This is a genomic window from Streptomyces nodosus (genome assembly GCF_008704995.1).
GTDB classification, from domain to species: Bacteria; Actinomycetota; Actinomycetes; order Streptomycetales; family Streptomycetaceae; genus Streptomyces; species Streptomyces nodosus.
On the sequence record NZ_CP023747.1, the window covers coordinates 371,686 to 386,993 of the forward strand.

A 15,308-nucleotide genomic window follows, 5' to 3' on the forward strand; every position below is an offset into this window, starting at 1 on the left:
ACGTGGACATCTGATCAGACTCCTTTGAGGCTTCCGATACCCAGGCAGCCTTCGGCTGTGGTGACGCCCGTGGGCGGAGCGGGCAGATCGTCAAGGAAGTCGGCAGTGGGCACGCAGAAGAGGGATCCGGTGACCGCCGTGGAGAAGTCGAGGATACGGTCGTGGATGTGGGGCCGGTCACCGAGGAACATGTTCCGCAACATGTGCTCGATCACCTCGGGCGTGCGCGCGTAGCCGATGAAGTAGGTGCCGAACTCTCCGTCCCCGATACGGCCGAACGGCATGTTGTCGCGTACGATCTTACGCTCGGTTCCATTGGCGTCGGTGATTGTATTGAGGGCGACATGGGAGTCAGCGGGCTTGACGTCGTCAGGCAGTTCCACGTTGTCCAGCTTGGTCCGCCCGATGACCTTCTCCTGCTCTTCGATTGACAATGCCTTCCAGGCCGTGAGGTCGTGTAGGTATTTCTGGACGATGACATAACTGCCGCCTGCGAAGTTCCGGTCTTCGTTACCGATGAACACCGATTCGTCCGCGAGTGCGCCCTCCGGATTCTCCGTGCCGTCGACGAAACCGAGCAGATCACGCTCGTCGAAGGACTTAAAACCGTGGACCTCGTCGACCACGGTGGCCGCTCCATGGAGGCGTTCGCCGATCAGTTGGGCCAGTTCGAAACACAGGTCCATACGGCGGGCCCGCACATGGAAGAGCAGGTCACCAGGGGTAGACGGGGCACAGTGGCGGGAGCCCGCCAACGGGATGAAAGGATGCAGATCGCGAGGGCGCGGCCCGTTGAAGAGCCGGTCCCACGCGGCGGAGCCGATCCCGACCACACAGGTGAGCCCGACATCCGGAGACCGGAAACCGACCGACCTTTTCAGCCCTGGCACGTCTTGGAGCAGGTCACGAACGACGGCCTCACCACCCGGCGCGATGCTGCATACGAGAAATACGGCGGCCTTGGCCGGTGGGGCAAGCACCGACTGCGACTCGACCACGGAGTCTGCCTCCCAGTTGTCAGGGCTACGGCATTACACAAAACGTCGCGACGCAGCCGAAATACTAGCTTCCGGTCGACAGCGGCGCCGTTAGCCTCGCGCTTTCCCGAACGGGTTTAAGGGCCGTCCCACAGTCAAGGGTCCGGGTGTTGCGCTCCCGAACTCGTTCCAGAGCCGTCGGTACCTCTTCACTGGTCGCATGAGACCCGAAACGATCCGCAGCTCGGCACTTGGTGCCTTCCTCGATCCCGAGGAAGGCGTGGACTGCTCCAGCTTGTACGGCGAAACCGTCGGTCACGTGCCGCGCCAGACAGCGTGGGTACGGGCAAGGGGACGATCGGGCGTCACTGATACACCCCGCAGGGAGTGCCTCGACGTCGCAAAAGGCGGGCCCCGTGCTGTTGGCGGGGGCATCGACGTGGTCCACGGCGAGATCGGATGGGCGGTGTGCCACGAACGAGGGGTTCGAGAGCCTGGCTATCGTGGGTTTGACGGCAGAGACACCGATAGAGAGGCAGACCGGTCCGCTCCGCGATCGAGTGGATCTTCGATCGCTTCTTGCCGCGATCGACAGGATTCGGAATTGTCAGCTCCCCCCTTTTTGGCTCGCATGTTCACGGAGTCCCTCGCGCACCGCGACCAGTCCAGATCTCCCCGGATGCCGAGTTCGTCCAGCGCCAGGCGATGGAGCTTCGCCCGCACCCGTGCAGCGGAGGTCTCGGAGAATCGTCTGTGGGCGGTCTGTCACAACGTGCCGAAGACCGACCGCAACTGCCGCCAGGTACATCCCGAGGTGGCGACGAAGTCGTCGAGGTCGTCCTGACGATCGGCGAGGGCAAGCTCGATGAGCCCCATGCGGGCCGCAACACCGAAATCCGCGGGTTCAAGGAAACTGTCAGGGTAGCAGAATGTGGTCCGCGCCAGCGTTTTGGCCGTCAGCCGGAAGTGGGCAGAGCCGAACCGCGGTGCCCCGCTGGCGCGCTTGCGACGGAAGTTCAACGCCCCATAGACCGGCCGCTCATGAGCGGGCGCTTCGTCGTAGGCCCCGTCGAAGGTCCGGCTCTCCCAGCGCCACCGGTCACCGCCGGGATATGCGGTCAGGCCGCCGTTGCTGGTCCCCGTGACGAACTGCGAGCGGTAGACACCGTCCTCGGCCATGGCATCCGGGATCGGCTTGCCGTGCAGCAGTCGGTCTGGGGGGAAGTTGAGGGTCACCCGCAGCGTCGAGTCCACCGGACGGCCCGACGCCAGTTCCGCGACATGGCCAAGGGCCCCTTCCTGTGATGTCTGGGAGGCCGTGGATCTCATCCGCACAGTGTTCCTCAAGCTGATCAACCACTGGGCCGCCTCGACGGGCCTGGTGGTGGGAGCCGTCGATCACCGCCTGGGACCAGTCCAGCTTCCCGGCGATCCCGGTGTGCAGCACGAACAGGATGCCCTGCAGTCAACCACGGTCGTCCAGTGGCAGTCGGCCGGGTGGGGCGGACGCCTCTGCCTGACCGGCAGCAACGGCTCGATCCGCCCCTACAGGTCATCGGGCACCATCCACGGAGGACCGTCCCGCTTCCCCATGACTCGTTCAACGAGCCAGCCAGGAAGGGGATATGGCTACGGTCAGGCTTTCTATATGGTGCTCTGACTCCCGCAGCCGACGGCCTGGAAAATAGGGTGCGGTCGGCTGAGCCGGGGTGATAAGCAAGCGACGTGACAGAGAGTCTCGAGTATTCCGCCCTGCTGCAACTGATCGACGAGCGGTCGGCCGCGTTCCGGAGTGCGGTTGCCGCCGCGCCCAGCCTTGACGCGCCGGTGCCGTCCTGCCCCGAGTGGACGTTGTTCGATCTGGTGCAGCACCTGGGTAGGGGCCAGCGCTGGTGGGCCGCGATCGTCGCGGCCGGCCCGGCCGAGGCTCCGCCGGCCAAGGATGCCGCAGAGGTGCCGCGCGAGCTCGAGACGCTGCTGGCCTGGTACGCCGAGTCGAACGAACTGCTACTGAGTGCACTGCGCGATGCTGGCCCGGAGCGCGAGTGCTGGGCGTGGTGGGCCTCCGGCGTGTCGCCGGCGAATGCCTGGGGCGTTGCCCGGCGCCGGGTGCACGAGGTGCTGGTGCACACCTACGACGCCCAGCTCGCCGCAGGCGCCGTGCAGCCGATGCCGGCGGACGTCGCGATCGACGGCGTGGCCGAGTTTCTCGACACCTGCAACTCCACCCCGGCGGCCTGGCCGCACGAGGCCGCCACCATCCACTACCACGCCATCGAGGGCCGCTCCTGGCTCCTCGCGCTGGACGGCACCGGCGCCTGGCCCGCACCCCTCACGGACGACGCCGCACCCGCCTCCGCTTCGGCCACGGGCACGGCCGAGCAACTGCTCCTCTTCGTCTGGGGCCGCCTCACGCTGAGCGACCTGAAGATCAAGGGCGACCAGCAGGTGTTCGAGCAGCTGATCGCCTGGGAGCCCGAGGAGTAGCCTGTCAATACCGCCAGCGGACGGCCTCGATGACGTCCGCGTCGGTGAACATCGCGAACAGCTCCCGCCTCCGCACGGCGGACGGCCAGTACGGCCTCGTACAGCTCGGGCCCGAGTGCCTCCCGCAGCACTGCCGACTCAGCCACGAGTCGCTCGCCGATGGGCCGGTACGCATGAGGGCGGCGACGCCACACAGGTGACCTGCTAATTCCGATACGGTGGGATGCTCGGATAGCAGGGAAGGAAGACTTGAATGGCAGACGCGGGGGACGCTAGCTCGGCGCGATACCCACTGAGTCCAACGATGATCATGATCCTCCAGGGGCGTTCTTTGGAGGCACAGGTGGAGGACTCGCTGAAAGGCATCGGCCTGTCCTTGCGTCGACTTGGCCTCTTGGGGCACCTGCGACAGGACCCAGGCATCTCGTTCAGCGCACTGGCGCGGCGAGCAGGAATCAAGGTACAGAGCCTGCATCCGATCATCGAAGCGCTGATCTCCGAGGGATACGTCACCACGATCGGCGGTGTTGGGCAGGGCCGCGCAGCGGTCATCGAGCTGACGGACCGTGGCGTGAGGATGCTTGAGCGGGCAACGCAGTTGATCGCGGAGCACGACCAAGAGGTGTTCGCGGAGGAAGAGTGGAAGGACCTGGGTAGGGCGCTTACTCGTCTTGGGGAAGCGTTGTGTCGCGAGCGTAAGGACTCGTCATCGTAGGCGTTGAGTGATCGTTCCGGCAGCGACCATCGCGGTTGGGTTGCTTCCCACCCTTGCCATCGCTTGGAGAATCGGGAAGACCAATGCGGGTTGGATTGGTCATTTTGCCCGTCGTGACAGTGGAAAGCGCGCAAGGGAGTCAAGGACTCGACGACATCGGTGCCCGTTGTGGGGGCCAGGTCTTCGCAGCGAGCCTCAGAGTCTTAGGAGTGGATCGGCAGCTACTGCGGCGAACAACATTGCGAGATACACATTTGATGCTACAAACAGTCGCATTGGTCGAGGGGAGGCTGCCGCTCGACTGGCGACGGCCTGAAACCGAAGAGCCTCCCATACAAACCATCCCCCACCGGCTACAGCTATCGTTGAATAAATCCAACTCATTCCAGCAATGGGAATGAGGAGAATCGAGGTTATGACGGTCGCCACGGCGTATAGGGTTACCCTCTTTGCCACGTATTCGATTTTTCGGATTGCACCGAGCATTGGGACGTTGACACGACGGTAGTCCTCACCGTACTTGACGGACAGAGGCCAATAATGCGCCGGGGTCCAAAAGAAAATTACAGCAAAAAGCGTTACCGCCGGCCATGACACGGTCCCCGTCACTGCTGCCCAGCCAATGATCACAGGGAAACAGCCAGCGATTCCGCCCCACACGATGTTTTGCTCGGTGCGACGCTTGAGGATCATTGTGTACACGACGACATACCATAGAATCGCACAGACGGACAGTACTGCGGTCAGGTAATTCACCAGGCAACAGAACCAGATCGTCGAGGAGACCGCCAGGATCCAGGCGAAGACCAGACCAGACCGCGGTGTCACCTCTCCGGTTACCAAAGGACGGCCAGATGTGCGTTTCATCTGGGCATCCATGTCTCGGTCCAGGTACATATTGAAAGCCGAAGCGCTGCCCGAGCTTGCCGCTCCACCGATGAGCGTCACCACAACGAGCGACAAATTCAGCAATCACGCCATGAGCCAGAATCATGGTCGGCGCAGTCGCGACAAGCAGGAGCTCCATAACTCGCGACTTTGTCAAAACAATGTAGGCGCGAACACGTAGAAACATTCTAGATGTAATTGTGACCGACGCGTCGTGGGCGAGGTGGGATGCGAGCAATTTGCCCCGGTCTTCTACTTCTCGGACCTCCACCGGCACACCGTTCTTAGTCTCTCCGCCGCTCACAACGGCCTGCCTTTCCGGCGTAGGGCAGCAAGCCTCGCGGCTGCTTCCACATCGGCTCTCGATCTGCGCCACTTGCAGTCTAACTGCAAGCTTGAGGAGTCTTGAACAGGGGTCGGTGATCCGTACCGCTACGGCGGACAAGTAGAGCGCTGGTACAGGGGCGTTGCCACCACCCAGGCCCCGTCGGGCGTGCGGGACCGGGTACGGCCCCGACGGCTCTCGGCCGACCTCACGGTGGTGATCGCCGGCGGCGGCGAGGCGATCGCGGATCTGAGTGTCGGTTCTTGTGGATGGCTCATCTGCAATGGTCGGTCGTGAGTGACGAGACATACTGTCCGTCGTGACGACGTATGACCGCATCGGTGCGACGTACCATCACACACGACGACCCGACCACCGGATCGGCCTCAAGATCCACGAGGCGCTCGGCGACGCCGGCACCGTCATCAACGTCGGTGCTGGTACCGGCTCCTACGAACCGCCGCAAACGGTGCTGGCGGTTGAACCCAGTGCAGTGATGATCGCCCAACGTCCGGCCGGATCCGCGCGGGCCCTGCAGGCATCCGCGGAGTCGATCCCCATCGCCGACGACTCGGCTGATGCGGCGATGGCCCTGCTGACCGTGCACCACTGGACGAACCTGGAAGCCGGGATCGGGGAACTCCTCCGGATCGCCCGGCGGCGCGTCCTCATCTTCACGTGGGACCAGGCCATTTTCCGCAGGTTCTGGCTGCTGGACGAGTACCTGCCAGAGGTAGCCGCGTTCGACGACACACGCGCCATCCGGATCGACCGGCTGGTCGCGCTGCTCGGAAGCGCCCGCATCGAAAAGGTCCTGATCCCGCACGACTGCACCGACGGATTCGGTGCTGCCTTCTGGCGCCGACCCGAGGCATACCTCGATCCGGAGGTACGAGCCGGCATGTCGATGCTCGCCCAAACCGGCGAGGAGGCCCTCCGCCCGGGCCTGACCCGGCTGTCCAACGACCTGTCTTCCGGCCTCTGGCACGAACGCCATGCTGACCTGCTCGACCGCGAAACACTAGACGTCGGCTACCGACTTCTCGTGACAGACCTCGAGGAGCTTGCGGGCCTCCAGAGCAACCGCGTCAGAGCCCCCGCCCGGTAGGCGGTGGGCGGCCTTCGCCACTGCCACCACGTCTCATGGACGGGTGTGAAACGACCCACAGCACGGGCCTGCCCAGCGAGGTCACCCCCGGAATTCGAGCAGAGGATCGGTGTCTGTGAGTCGGCCGGACCTCGGGTGGACGCGGAAGAGGTTGACGGTGCTGCTCGCCTCGTTCGCCACGAACAGCCACCGACCGCTGGAGCGCAGGCACATGCTCCATGGGGTGACACCCCCGCAGAAGACGCGCTGGACCTCGGTGAGCAGGCCGGTCCTTCGGGCGGCCGAGAAGACGACCAGGGCGTTGTCGCCACGGTTGGAGGTGTAGACGTACCCGCCGTCGCGGGCGATGACCAGTTCGGCTGCACTGGTGGAGCCGGTGTGATCCGGTGCGTTCGTCGTCAGGAGCAAGCTGGCGGCCTGTCAGCATCCCATGGCGTACGTCCCAGTCAAGGACCTGGAGTTCTGCGGTCAGCTCGCTCTGACTGCGCCGTGGCGTCGAGACCGCCTGGGGCGAGCACCCCTCGGAACAGCCCCTCAGCCACCGTGAGATAAGGGCAACCTTCCCTCACTGTCTACATTTGCGTAGACTCCCCTACGGCCTGGCGCGTTGCATGCCCGCGCCGTCGGCCCGCGTGCGTGAATTGAGGCACCCATGTCCGCCAGACCCCGTCCGCTCACCGTCGCCGGCACCGCGATAGGCGTAGCCCTCACCCTGTCGGGCCGCACGTGGAAGGCGACGAGCGGGGACGGCGGGGGCACGGTGACGGCATCGAACTCGCAGTGCGAGGTCTCCCGGGCCGAACTCGTCGCGGAACTCAAGGCAGGCGACTACGAGATCGCGTGCAAGCCCGGTATGCAAGGCAACGGCATCCGGCAGAAGGTCATGGTCGCCGGGGCCCTCCCCATCACGGCCGGCGTCCTCCCAGCCGCCGCCTCCGACGCCCTGGTCCCCGGTCTCGTCCAGACCCGCACCGTCGGGCTGGTCACCCTGCCGGGGGCGTTCGTCGGCATGCTCCTGGGTGGCGCCGACGCGCTCACCGCGGGAGCCGTACAACTCTTCGTCCTCGTTGCCCTCATGGCCGTCCAGGCCCTCGCGGTCGCCGCCACCCTCGAACTGGTCGCCCGCTGTCGCCTCACGGCCCCCCGCCGCGGCACCCCACCGGCCATGGATTTTCTTGCGCACGCGACGCGACGGCGCATCGTCCAAAGGCCTCGTGTCATGACCGCCCGGCGGCTCCGGGCGCCGCTGGCCTCTACTCCGGGAGGGCGCTGATGTACGAAAGCCGCAGGCCCGAAGCCGACATGGTCGAACAGGCAGCGCCACAAGCCGAACGCGCCCTTACCTGGTTGACCGGCCGTGACGAGGCCGAACAAGCCTTCCGTGCCCCGTTGGATGGGCTGCCGAGCGAACGCGACGATCGCATGGCACGGATGGGCGACATACTTCAGGCCACCGCGCTCGGGCTCGGACTGCGGGCAGCCGCAGTGTGGGCAAGGGTTCCCGAACACCTCGTCCAGAAGTGGCTGGCGCAGGACAAGGACTTCGCCGCCGCCGTTCAGGCAGCCGCAACCCTGGCCGCAGCACACGGATTTGAGCCCGGCGGCGCAACAACACCAGCAGTGATCCGTGTCGTGATCCTTGCCATGAGCAGGGGCCACTCCTGGGAGGAGGCCACCCAGATCGCTGGCATCGGAAGCTCGAAACTCCGTCAGATGTGGCGGTCGTCTGCCGCGCTGGTGGCGCTGGTGGACGCTGCGCGGCGTGCAAGGCCACGCAGGCCCAAGACATACGTACCGCCGTCCTACCGGCCCGGCAAGCCCGGACGCGCTGCTTCGTCCAACAGGTACAGGCTCGTGCAGCGCGATGAGACTTGAGGCGCAGATCTCCGCGGCGGCGCCTACGGGCTCTGCCCGCGGGGAAGGCTGCTCGACCGCCCACCCCTCCCCATTGTCCACAATTACGTAGACGCATCGGGTGCCGCGGGGCGCGGGCGCTGCACCACCCCGATCCTCCAGACCAGCGTCCCGGCACGTGGCGCGTGAGCCGGCTCTGCTTCCGGGCTCCGGTGCGCGCTCGGCCTTCTCTCCCCGAGCCCGCACCGGTGCGTCCACGCCCACGCCGTCCGCGGCTGCTCGAACCGGTTGATGGGGTCAGTGACGGCATGCTGCGGCAGGAGGCCGTGGGCGAAGGTTCACGGCTGACGGACCGGCAGGTCCTGCAACGCCTGGCTGACGAGGCGGGGTTCGAAGCAGTGTCGCTGCCGACCACGCACGACTACGTCTGCAAGCGGCGGCCCCAGATCCAAGCAGAGCCGGCCTGGAAGCTGCAAAGGGTGGATGACCATGATCTCGGCCTGTGACCGACGGCCCGCGGGCGTCAGCGGTCGCTCGCGCCCAGGCCATGACGTCCACCGCGGCTAGGAAGCCGACATGCTCACCAGGTGCTGTCAGCCGGGCGGCATCGGCTGATCGTGGTCGTCGGCGAGGGTCTTGCCGGTGAACCGGCCGAGGATGACGGCAGTGGGCCCGTCGGCGGTGATCCTGCCGGCTTCCAGGAGGTGGACCGTGTCGGTGTAGCGGGCGACCAGGTGGTGTTCGTGGGACACCACGACCAGGGTCATCCGGTGTTCGGTGCGCAGGCGGGTGAGGAGGTCCATGATGCCGAAGGCCGTGTCGGCGTCGAGGGCGGAGGTGACCTCGTCGCAGAGCAGGATGTCCGGCCGGGCAGCGAGAGCACGGGCGATGGAGACCCGCTGGCGCTGGCCGCCGGACAGTTCTCCGGGATAGCGGTCGGCGTGGTCGGCGGGGAGGTCGACCTGCGCGAGGAGTTCGGTGACGCGTTCGGGGCGCGCGTGCTTGGGCAGGTCCCCGTGCAGGCGCAGGGGGCGGGTGAGCTGCTGGCCGACGGTGTGCCGGGGGTTGAGTGCGGCCAGCGGATTCTGCGGGACGAGCTGGATGCGGCGTTGCTGTTCCCGGGTGCGGCGCTGTACGCGGGGCGCCAGGCGGTGGCCGTCGAGAGTGAGATGCCCCGTGTGGGCGGGGTGGAGACCGGCCACCACGCGCAGCAGTGTGGTCTTGCCGGAGCCCGAGGGCCCGATGACGGCGGTCGCCGAACCGGGCGCTGCGGTCAACTCGACCCCGCTCAGGACGGCATGCTGCCGATGGCCGTTGCGGAAGAAGGCGTCGATTGCCCGGGCGGCGATGCCGTCACCTGCCGGAGGGCTGTCCGAGCCGCTTGCCACGCCGGTGGGCTCGCCTGCACGGGTACGCGGTACGGGGGGCGTCTTGGGGGTGAGGCGGATGGTGTGGTCGGCGCAGGTTTCGACCAACTGCGGGTCGTGCGTGGCGATGACGACGGCGAGATCGCGGCTGGTGGCGAGGTGGCGCAGCAGGTGGGCGATCTCGTCGCGCACCGTGTCGTCGAGTCCGGCGGTGGGCTCGTCCAGGAGCAGGATCCTGGGCGTGCGGGCGAGGGCGCGGGCGAGGGCGACGCGGCGTTGCTGGCCGCCGGACAGGGCGGTGGGCCTGCGGCCGGCGATCCCGGTGTCCACGGGCAGGCGGCACTCGGCCAGCAGCTCCAGGACCTTGTCCTCGCTGGAATCGGTGGCGAGTTCGGCGACCAGGCGGCGCGCGGTCATGCGCGGGTTGAGGGCGGAGCCGGGGTCCTGGCCGACGTAGGCGACCGTGGTGCGGCGCAGTGTGCGCAGTTCGTCGGCGGGCAGCCGGTGCGGGGTGCGGCCGAGGACGTCGAGGCTGCCGGTGACGGCGGCGCCTTGGGGAAGGTGGCCGATGAGTGCGCGCAGCAGGGTCGTCTTGCCGGAGCCGGATGCGCCCATGAGGGTGGTGACCTGTCCGGCGTGTATCTGTGCGGTGGTCTCGGGCAGGAGGACGGGGCCGTCGGGCAGTCGTATGTGAAGGCCGGACACGGCGATGAGGGGCGCCGAGGACACGGTCTTCGAGGTGGGGGCGGCGGGGTGGGCCGGGGCGAGGTCGCTCATGAGCGGGTCACCGCCTTCGCTGTGGTGCCGGGGGCCAGGGAGAGCGTGACCAGGTTGACGGTGATGGCCAGCAGGGCGATGGCCAGGCTGGGGGCGATCACGGCCCAGGGGTTGAGGAGGATGCCGGAGGCGTTCTCGCGGACCATCAACGACCAGTCCGAGGCGGGCGGCTGGGGTCCGATCTGGAGGAATCCGGCCATGGAGATGACGTAGACGGCCTCGACGAACCGGAGTCCGAACAGGGTGAGGACGGTGGCGCGGAGGTTGGGCAGGATCTCGCGCAGCGCGATGTAGGCGGTGGACTCCCCGCGGACCAGGGCTGCTTCGACGTAGCCGGCCGTGGCGAGGGGGGATGCGGCAGCGGCGACGACCCGCACCGCGTACGGGGTGCCGAGGACGATGGCGGCGGCGATCACCGCCCAGCGCCCGCCGCCGGGCCACGCGAGCGCGATGAGCATGATGCCCAGCAGGGGCGGCAGGAGGATCGCCACGTCCGCGCTGCGTTCGACCACGCGCCCCAGCACGGGGCGCAGCACGGCGAGGCAGCCGATGAGCGTGGCGCACGCGGTGGTGACGACGGCGACCAGCAGGGCGCCGGCTATCAGGAGGGTTCCACCGTGCAAGACGCGGCTCAGCACATCGCGGCCGAGTTGGTCTCCGCCCAGCAGGGCGCCGTCGCCGGAGGTGGCGAACGGTGCGGTGACGGGGGTGTCGACGGTGTGCGGGGCGATCAGCGGTCCGGCGAGCGCGAGCAGCAGCGGCAGGACGGCGACGAGCACAAGGGCGGTGGTCCTGGCCCGGCGGGAGGGCCGGCGTGCGGCCACGGGCAGGGCGGCGGTCATGCGCGGACTCCCAGGGTGGCGTGGCGGATGAGGTCGGCGGCCAGCAGCACGAGGCTGATGACGGCGCCCGCGCACATGACGACTCCGGCGATCAGCGGGGTGTCCCGTGCGGCGACCGCGCCGGCCAGGAGGCTACCGATGCCGGGGTAGTTGAACAGGGTCTCCACCACGACCGCCCCGCCGAAGAGCAGGCCGGTGGAGGTGGCGATACCGGTGGCGATGGCCGGGATCGCGCCGGGCAGCTGGTGGCGCAGCAGGATCCGGCGCGGCGGCAGTCCGTCGAAGTGCGCGGCTTCGACGTGCGGGGTGGATGCCTGGTCGGCCAGTGCGCCGCGCACGACGCGGCTGTTCCAGCCGGTCTGCGGGATGACCAGGGCGAGGACCGGCATGATCAGCATGGTCCAGGTCGCGGGCCTGCCGTCCCCTCCGGTCACGGTGACCGCGGGCAGCCAGCCCGTCCACAGGGACAGCACCAGCAGCAGCACGGCCGAGACCACGAATTCCGGCACCGCGAACGCGGCAGTCGAGGTGTGGGAGATGATGCGGTCGGTCAGGCGCCCGGGGCGTGAGGCGGCCCAGCACCCCAGGAGCAGGGACAGCACGACGGTGATCACGAAGGCGCTGACCGCGAGGACCAGGGTGTTGGGCAGCGGGTCGGCGAGCAGTTCGGTGACCTTCTGCCCGCGGGCGGAGGTGCCGAGGTCTCCGGCTGGCAGCGCGGTCATCCAGTGGGCGAACCGTGCCCACACCGGCCGGTCCAGGCCCAGCAGATGACGGCGCTCGGCGAGGTCGGCGGCGCTCTCCCCGCGTTCGGAGGAGGCGCTGGCCGCGTCGCCCGGCAGCAGCTCGACGGCCGCAAACACCAGTGCGAGCAACGCGATGAGCATCAGCGCCCGGCGCGCGACGGTCCCCACGACACGCCAGGCGATGTTCCCGGCCCGGCGCGCGGTGACCGCCCCCGCGCTGGGGGCGGTCACCGGGCCGGTCCTGGCCGTCTGGCTCAACGCAGCCACACGCCTTCGAGCTGGACGCGGCCGTAGCCGGGCAGCCTGGGCAGGTTCTGCACCTTGGCCGCTGCCAGGTCGATACCGTCGGCCATGCCCCACAGCAGGTATCCGGAGCGGTCGTGCTCGATCTGCTGGAGTTCCTTCAGCGCCGCGGCACGCTTCTTCGGGTCACTGCTGCCGATGACCTTGCGGTAGGCGGCGTCGAACCCGGCATCGTCCCATCCGGCCTCGTTCTGGCCCGCCTCGCTCACCATGGTCTTGGAGGCGAAGAACACGACCGAGTCGTTCGTCCCCCAGTAGGTGGTGTAGAAGTCGCCGGCCTTCCAGGTCTTCTCCCAGAACGCGCCGGACTCCTGCTTGACGACCTTGATCTTGATGCCGGCCTCGCGGGCCTGGTTGGCGAACAGGGTGGCGGAGTCGGCGAGCCCGGAGATGTCCTCGGTGGTGACCAGCTCGTAGGTCTTGGACAGGTCGAAGCCCGCGTCCCTCAGCAGTTGCTTGGCCTTGGTGAGGTCGCGCTTGCGCTGCGGAATGTCCTTGGCGTAGTCCGGGTCACCGGTGCCCAGGATGTCGTTGGCGACCGTGCCGTATCCGGACAGGACCTGCTTGACCATCGCCTCACGGTCCACGACCAGGCGCATCGCTTCTCGCACCCGCTCGTCCGCGAACGGGCTGCCCTTCGCGGTGCGCATGACAATCGGCATCGCCATGTCGTCGGGGCGGCGCAGCACCTGGACATCCTTGCGGGACTCGGCGGTGCGGGCGGCCACCGCGCCGGCGTTGGAGGCGAGGTCGATCTGCCCGGCCAGCAGGGCGTTCGTCATCGCCTGGGGGGTCTCGAACATCGTGACCTCGATCGCGTCGAGATGCACGTCGGGCCCGTACCACTTGTCGTTGCGCACCAGGCGGGCGTTGCCGCCCCGGAACCAGTCCAGTTTGAACGGGCCGGTGCCGGGCGCCTTGTCGATGTCCGCGTCTTTGGTGTCCTTCTTCATCACGAAGGAGGAGAAGCGGGTCATGAGGGGGAAGTCGGCGTTGGCGTAGTCGGAGACGACCACGACCGCGTCCGTGCCCTTGGCGCTGATGTTCTTGGCCTGGATGCCGGGCAGACGGGCAGCGCCGGAGGGAGTGTTGCGCAGCCGTTTGAGCGACCACACCACGTCGTCAGCCGTCACCGGTGTGCCGTCGTGGAACGCCGCGCCCTTGGCTATCTTGAACGTCCATGTCTTCAGGTCCGCCGACGGCTCCCATGAGGCGGCGAGCCGCGGAGCGGTGTTGGTCTCGGCGCCCGGGATCGTGAGGGTGTCGAAGAGGAGCGCGAGGATCAGATAGTCGCTCTCGTTGGCCTGGGTCCCGTGCGGGTCACGCGTGATCGCGCTCGCGTGCCCCAGTGCCCCGACACGCAGCGTGCCTCCGGTGCGCGGTTTGCCGGCCGCACCAGAGCCTCCGGTCGCCTCGGAGTCCTCACTGCCGCCGCTGCAGGCCGCGAGAAGCCCAGCCACTCCGATGCCGGTGCCGGCCCACAGCAGCTGTCGTCTGGTGACGCTCACGTCTGATCCTCGTCTCAGGTAAGCAGTTGGTCGTTCTTAGGGTTACCTAACCGAAGTCAGCCAGACTTCGCAAGCCACCCTCACCGTCTCCAAAGGCCGCCGGAACCGGCTGCGGCGTCCCCGATTTGCCTGGTCAGAGCCATACTTGACGGGCACTCAGGACATGGTGGGATCGCCTCAAAACGGGACTACGTTGATGTAGTCAATCACACTGGTTAGGGTTGCCTTACCAGAACGGCCTTGTTACGTTCCTGGTGTCCGGCGGCGCCCCGAGCCGCGCAGTGCCCGACCTTTTTGCGTTCGCTTCCCCCCGCTTCCCCCCCCCCCCCGCTTTCGAGCCGGTGCGGCGATGCCGCATGCCCGCGCTTCGATTCGTCATGCCCTGGAAGGTGCCACCGTGCCCACCTGCCCTGCCCCGGTACGCCCTCTCGACGATGCCGCCGCAGCCGAACTGACCACCACCGCAGCCAAGTTGCTGGCCGATCACAGCCGTGCGACCTCCCTCGAACTGCTCGCCGCCCTGCCCGAGGCGTGCGCACGGCTCTCCGACTCGGTGCGCCACGCACTGCGTCCGGTGGACACCCCCGACGGGCTGTTCGTCCTGCGTGGTCTGCACCCGGACGACGCCGCGCTCGGCCCGACGCCCGGCCACTGGTCGAGCGTCGGCGACGCCGGCGCCCTGTGGGACGTGGTCCTGCTGCTCGTCTCCTCGCTGATGGGCACCCCGATCGCCTGGGAGGGCCAGCAGGACGGCCGGTTCGTCCACAACATCGTTCCCTCGCCCGGCCATGAGAGCGAGCAGACCGGCGCCTCCAGCGACGTGCTGCTCACCCCGCACACCGAGGACGCCTTCCACCCGGGCCGCGCCCACCTGCTCCTGCTGTGCTGCATGCGCAACCACGACCACATCGCCACCACCGCGGCCAGCATCCGCCGCACCGCCCTCGCGCCGGCGGACGTGGAACAGCTCGAGCGGCCGGCCGTGCCGATCCTGCCCGACGACGCCTACGAGGAAGCGCAGCGGTACGCCGGCCGTCCCGCCCCGGTGCCGGCCCTGTTCGACACCCCCGAGGGTCTGACTCTGCGGTTCGACCCCGCCTACACCCCGCTGGCCGAGGCGGACGCCGAGTGGCGCGAGGCGTACCGGCGGCTGGAGGACGAGTTGGCCCGTGTCTCGGTGGCGGTGAGTCTGGAGCCGGGCGACGTCCTGGTCGTGGACAACGACATCGTCGTCCACGGGCGGGTTCCCTTCACGGCGCGCTACGACGGCACCGACCGCTGGCTCAAGCGCGCCTCCGTCCGCGTCGAGGACCGCCCGACCCGTCCATCGGCCGAGCGTGACGAGCACGGCTACGGGCAGACGGCTCTGACCGCCTGGACCGCCTCACCGGCCTGTTCCATCCGACGCTGA

Annotated in this window: 14 protein-coding genes and 3 pseudogenes; 8 read left to right on the forward strand and 9 right to left on the reverse strand. The window is 67.9% G+C overall.

What is annotated here, in order from left to right; all coding sequences use genetic code 11:
- Positions 1-14: 14 nt before the first annotated feature.
- The 3 genes and pseudogenes from CP978_RS01940 to CP978_RS01945 all read right to left on the reverse strand — a co-directional run.
- The gene (locus tag CP978_RS01940) at positions 15-998 is read right to left on the reverse strand and encodes a Dyp-type peroxidase (protein WP_043437011.1); all 984 of its coding nucleotides are present in this window, start codon (positions 996-998) and stop codon (positions 15-17) included.
- 392 nt (positions 999-1,390) lie between these two features.
- A pseudogene (locus CP978_RS35425) lies at positions 1,391-1,802 on the reverse strand (transposase family protein); the annotation flags it as partial.
- Positions 1,797-2,306, reverse strand: a pseudogene (locus CP978_RS01945) (DUF3626 domain-containing protein); the annotation flags it as partial. The pseudogenes CP978_RS35425 and CP978_RS01945, both read right to left, overlap by 6 nt.
- On the opposite strand from CP978_RS01945, the gene CP978_RS01950 reads away from it, so the two are divergent.
- From CP978_RS01950 to CP978_RS01960, 3 genes are all read left to right on the forward strand, one after another.
- A complete protein-coding gene (locus CP978_RS01950; RefSeq protein ID WP_144401420.1) occupies positions 2,296-2,637 on the forward strand; it encodes a hypothetical protein in 342 nt (113 codons plus the stop codon). The pseudogene CP978_RS01945 and the gene CP978_RS01950 overlap by 11 nt on opposite strands.
- A gap of 65 nt (positions 2,638-2,702) precedes the next feature.
- Complete coding sequence (locus tag CP978_RS01955) at positions 2,703-3,464, forward strand: maleylpyruvate isomerase family mycothiol-dependent enzyme (protein ID WP_043437013.1); 762 nt, start codon at positions 2,703-2,705, stop codon at positions 3,462-3,464.
- Positions 3,465-3,768: 304 nt separating this feature from the next.
- On the forward strand, positions 3,769-4,179 hold the full coding sequence (locus CP978_RS01960; RefSeq protein WP_043437015.1) for a MarR family winged helix-turn-helix transcriptional regulator: 411 nt from the start codon (positions 3,769-3,771) through the stop codon (positions 4,177-4,179).
- A gap of 195 nt (positions 4,180-4,374) precedes the next feature.
- On the opposite strand, the gene CP978_RS01965 is transcribed toward CP978_RS01960, so the two are convergent.
- Complete coding sequence (locus tag CP978_RS01965) at positions 4,375-5,127, reverse strand: heme o synthase (RefSeq protein WP_242647134.1); 753 nt, start codon at positions 5,125-5,127, stop codon at positions 4,375-4,377.
- Positions 5,128-5,711: 584 nt separating this feature from the next.
- On the opposite strand from CP978_RS01965, the gene CP978_RS01970 reads away from it, so the two are divergent.
- Positions 5,712-6,500, forward strand: a complete 789-nt coding sequence (locus CP978_RS01970) for a class I SAM-dependent methyltransferase (protein ID WP_150478125.1) — start codon at positions 5,712-5,714, stop codon at positions 6,498-6,500.
- Between the two features lie 81 nt (positions 6,501-6,581).
- On the opposite strand, the gene CP978_RS01975 is transcribed toward CP978_RS01970, so the two are convergent.
- Complete coding sequence (locus CP978_RS01975; protein ID WP_150478126.1) at positions 6,582-6,908, reverse strand: lactonase family protein; 327 nt, start codon at positions 6,906-6,908, stop codon at positions 6,582-6,584.
- 520 nt (positions 6,909-7,428) lie between these two features.
- Here CP978_RS01975 and CP978_RS01980 point away from each other — a divergent pair.
- The 3 genes and pseudogenes from CP978_RS01980 to CP978_RS01990 all read left to right on the forward strand — a co-directional run.
- A pseudogene (locus CP978_RS01980) lies at positions 7,429-7,773 on the forward strand (ABC transporter permease); the annotation flags it as partial.
- Positions 7,773-8,375 carry a hypothetical protein gene (locus CP978_RS01985; protein ID WP_043437020.1) on the forward strand — a complete coding sequence of 201 codons (603 nt, stop codon included), beginning with the start codon at positions 7,773-7,775 and terminating at the stop codon, positions 8,373-8,375. The pseudogene CP978_RS01980 and the gene CP978_RS01985, both read left to right, overlap by 1 nt.
- Positions 8,376-8,662: 287 nt before the next feature.
- Positions 8,663-8,860, forward strand: a complete 198-nt coding sequence (locus CP978_RS01990; RefSeq protein WP_043437023.1) for a hypothetical protein — start codon at positions 8,663-8,665, stop codon at positions 8,858-8,860.
- Positions 8,861-8,947: 87 nt separating this feature from the next.
- On the opposite strand, the gene CP978_RS01995 is transcribed toward CP978_RS01990, so the two are convergent.
- The 4 genes from CP978_RS01995 to CP978_RS02010 form a co-directional block, all read right to left on the reverse strand.
- Positions 8,948-10,498 carry an ABC transporter ATP-binding protein gene (locus CP978_RS01995; protein ID WP_052453933.1) on the reverse strand — a complete coding sequence of 517 codons (1,551 nt, stop codon included), beginning with the start codon at positions 10,496-10,498 and terminating at the stop codon, positions 8,948-8,950.
- A complete protein-coding gene (locus tag CP978_RS02000) occupies positions 10,495-11,340 on the reverse strand; it encodes an ABC transporter permease (RefSeq protein ID WP_043437025.1) in 846 nt (281 codons plus the stop codon). The genes CP978_RS01995 and CP978_RS02000 overlap by 4 nt, the downstream gene beginning before the upstream one ends.
- A complete protein-coding gene (locus CP978_RS02005) occupies positions 11,337-12,227 on the reverse strand; it encodes an ABC transporter permease (protein ID WP_174498711.1) in 891 nt (296 codons plus the stop codon). The genes CP978_RS02000 and CP978_RS02005 overlap by 4 nt, the downstream gene beginning before the upstream one ends.
- A gap of 113 nt (positions 12,228-12,340) precedes the next feature.
- Positions 12,341-13,897 carry an ABC transporter substrate-binding protein gene (locus CP978_RS02010; RefSeq protein ID WP_043437029.1) on the reverse strand — a complete coding sequence of 519 codons (1,557 nt, stop codon included), beginning with the start codon at positions 13,895-13,897 and terminating at the stop codon, positions 12,341-12,343.
- 397 nt (positions 13,898-14,294) lie between these two features.
- Here CP978_RS02010 and CP978_RS02015 point away from each other — a divergent pair, with 397 nt between their 5' ends.
- Positions 14,295-15,308, forward strand: a complete 1,014-nt coding sequence (locus CP978_RS02015; protein WP_043437031.1) for a TauD/TfdA family dioxygenase — start codon at positions 14,295-14,297, stop codon at positions 15,306-15,308.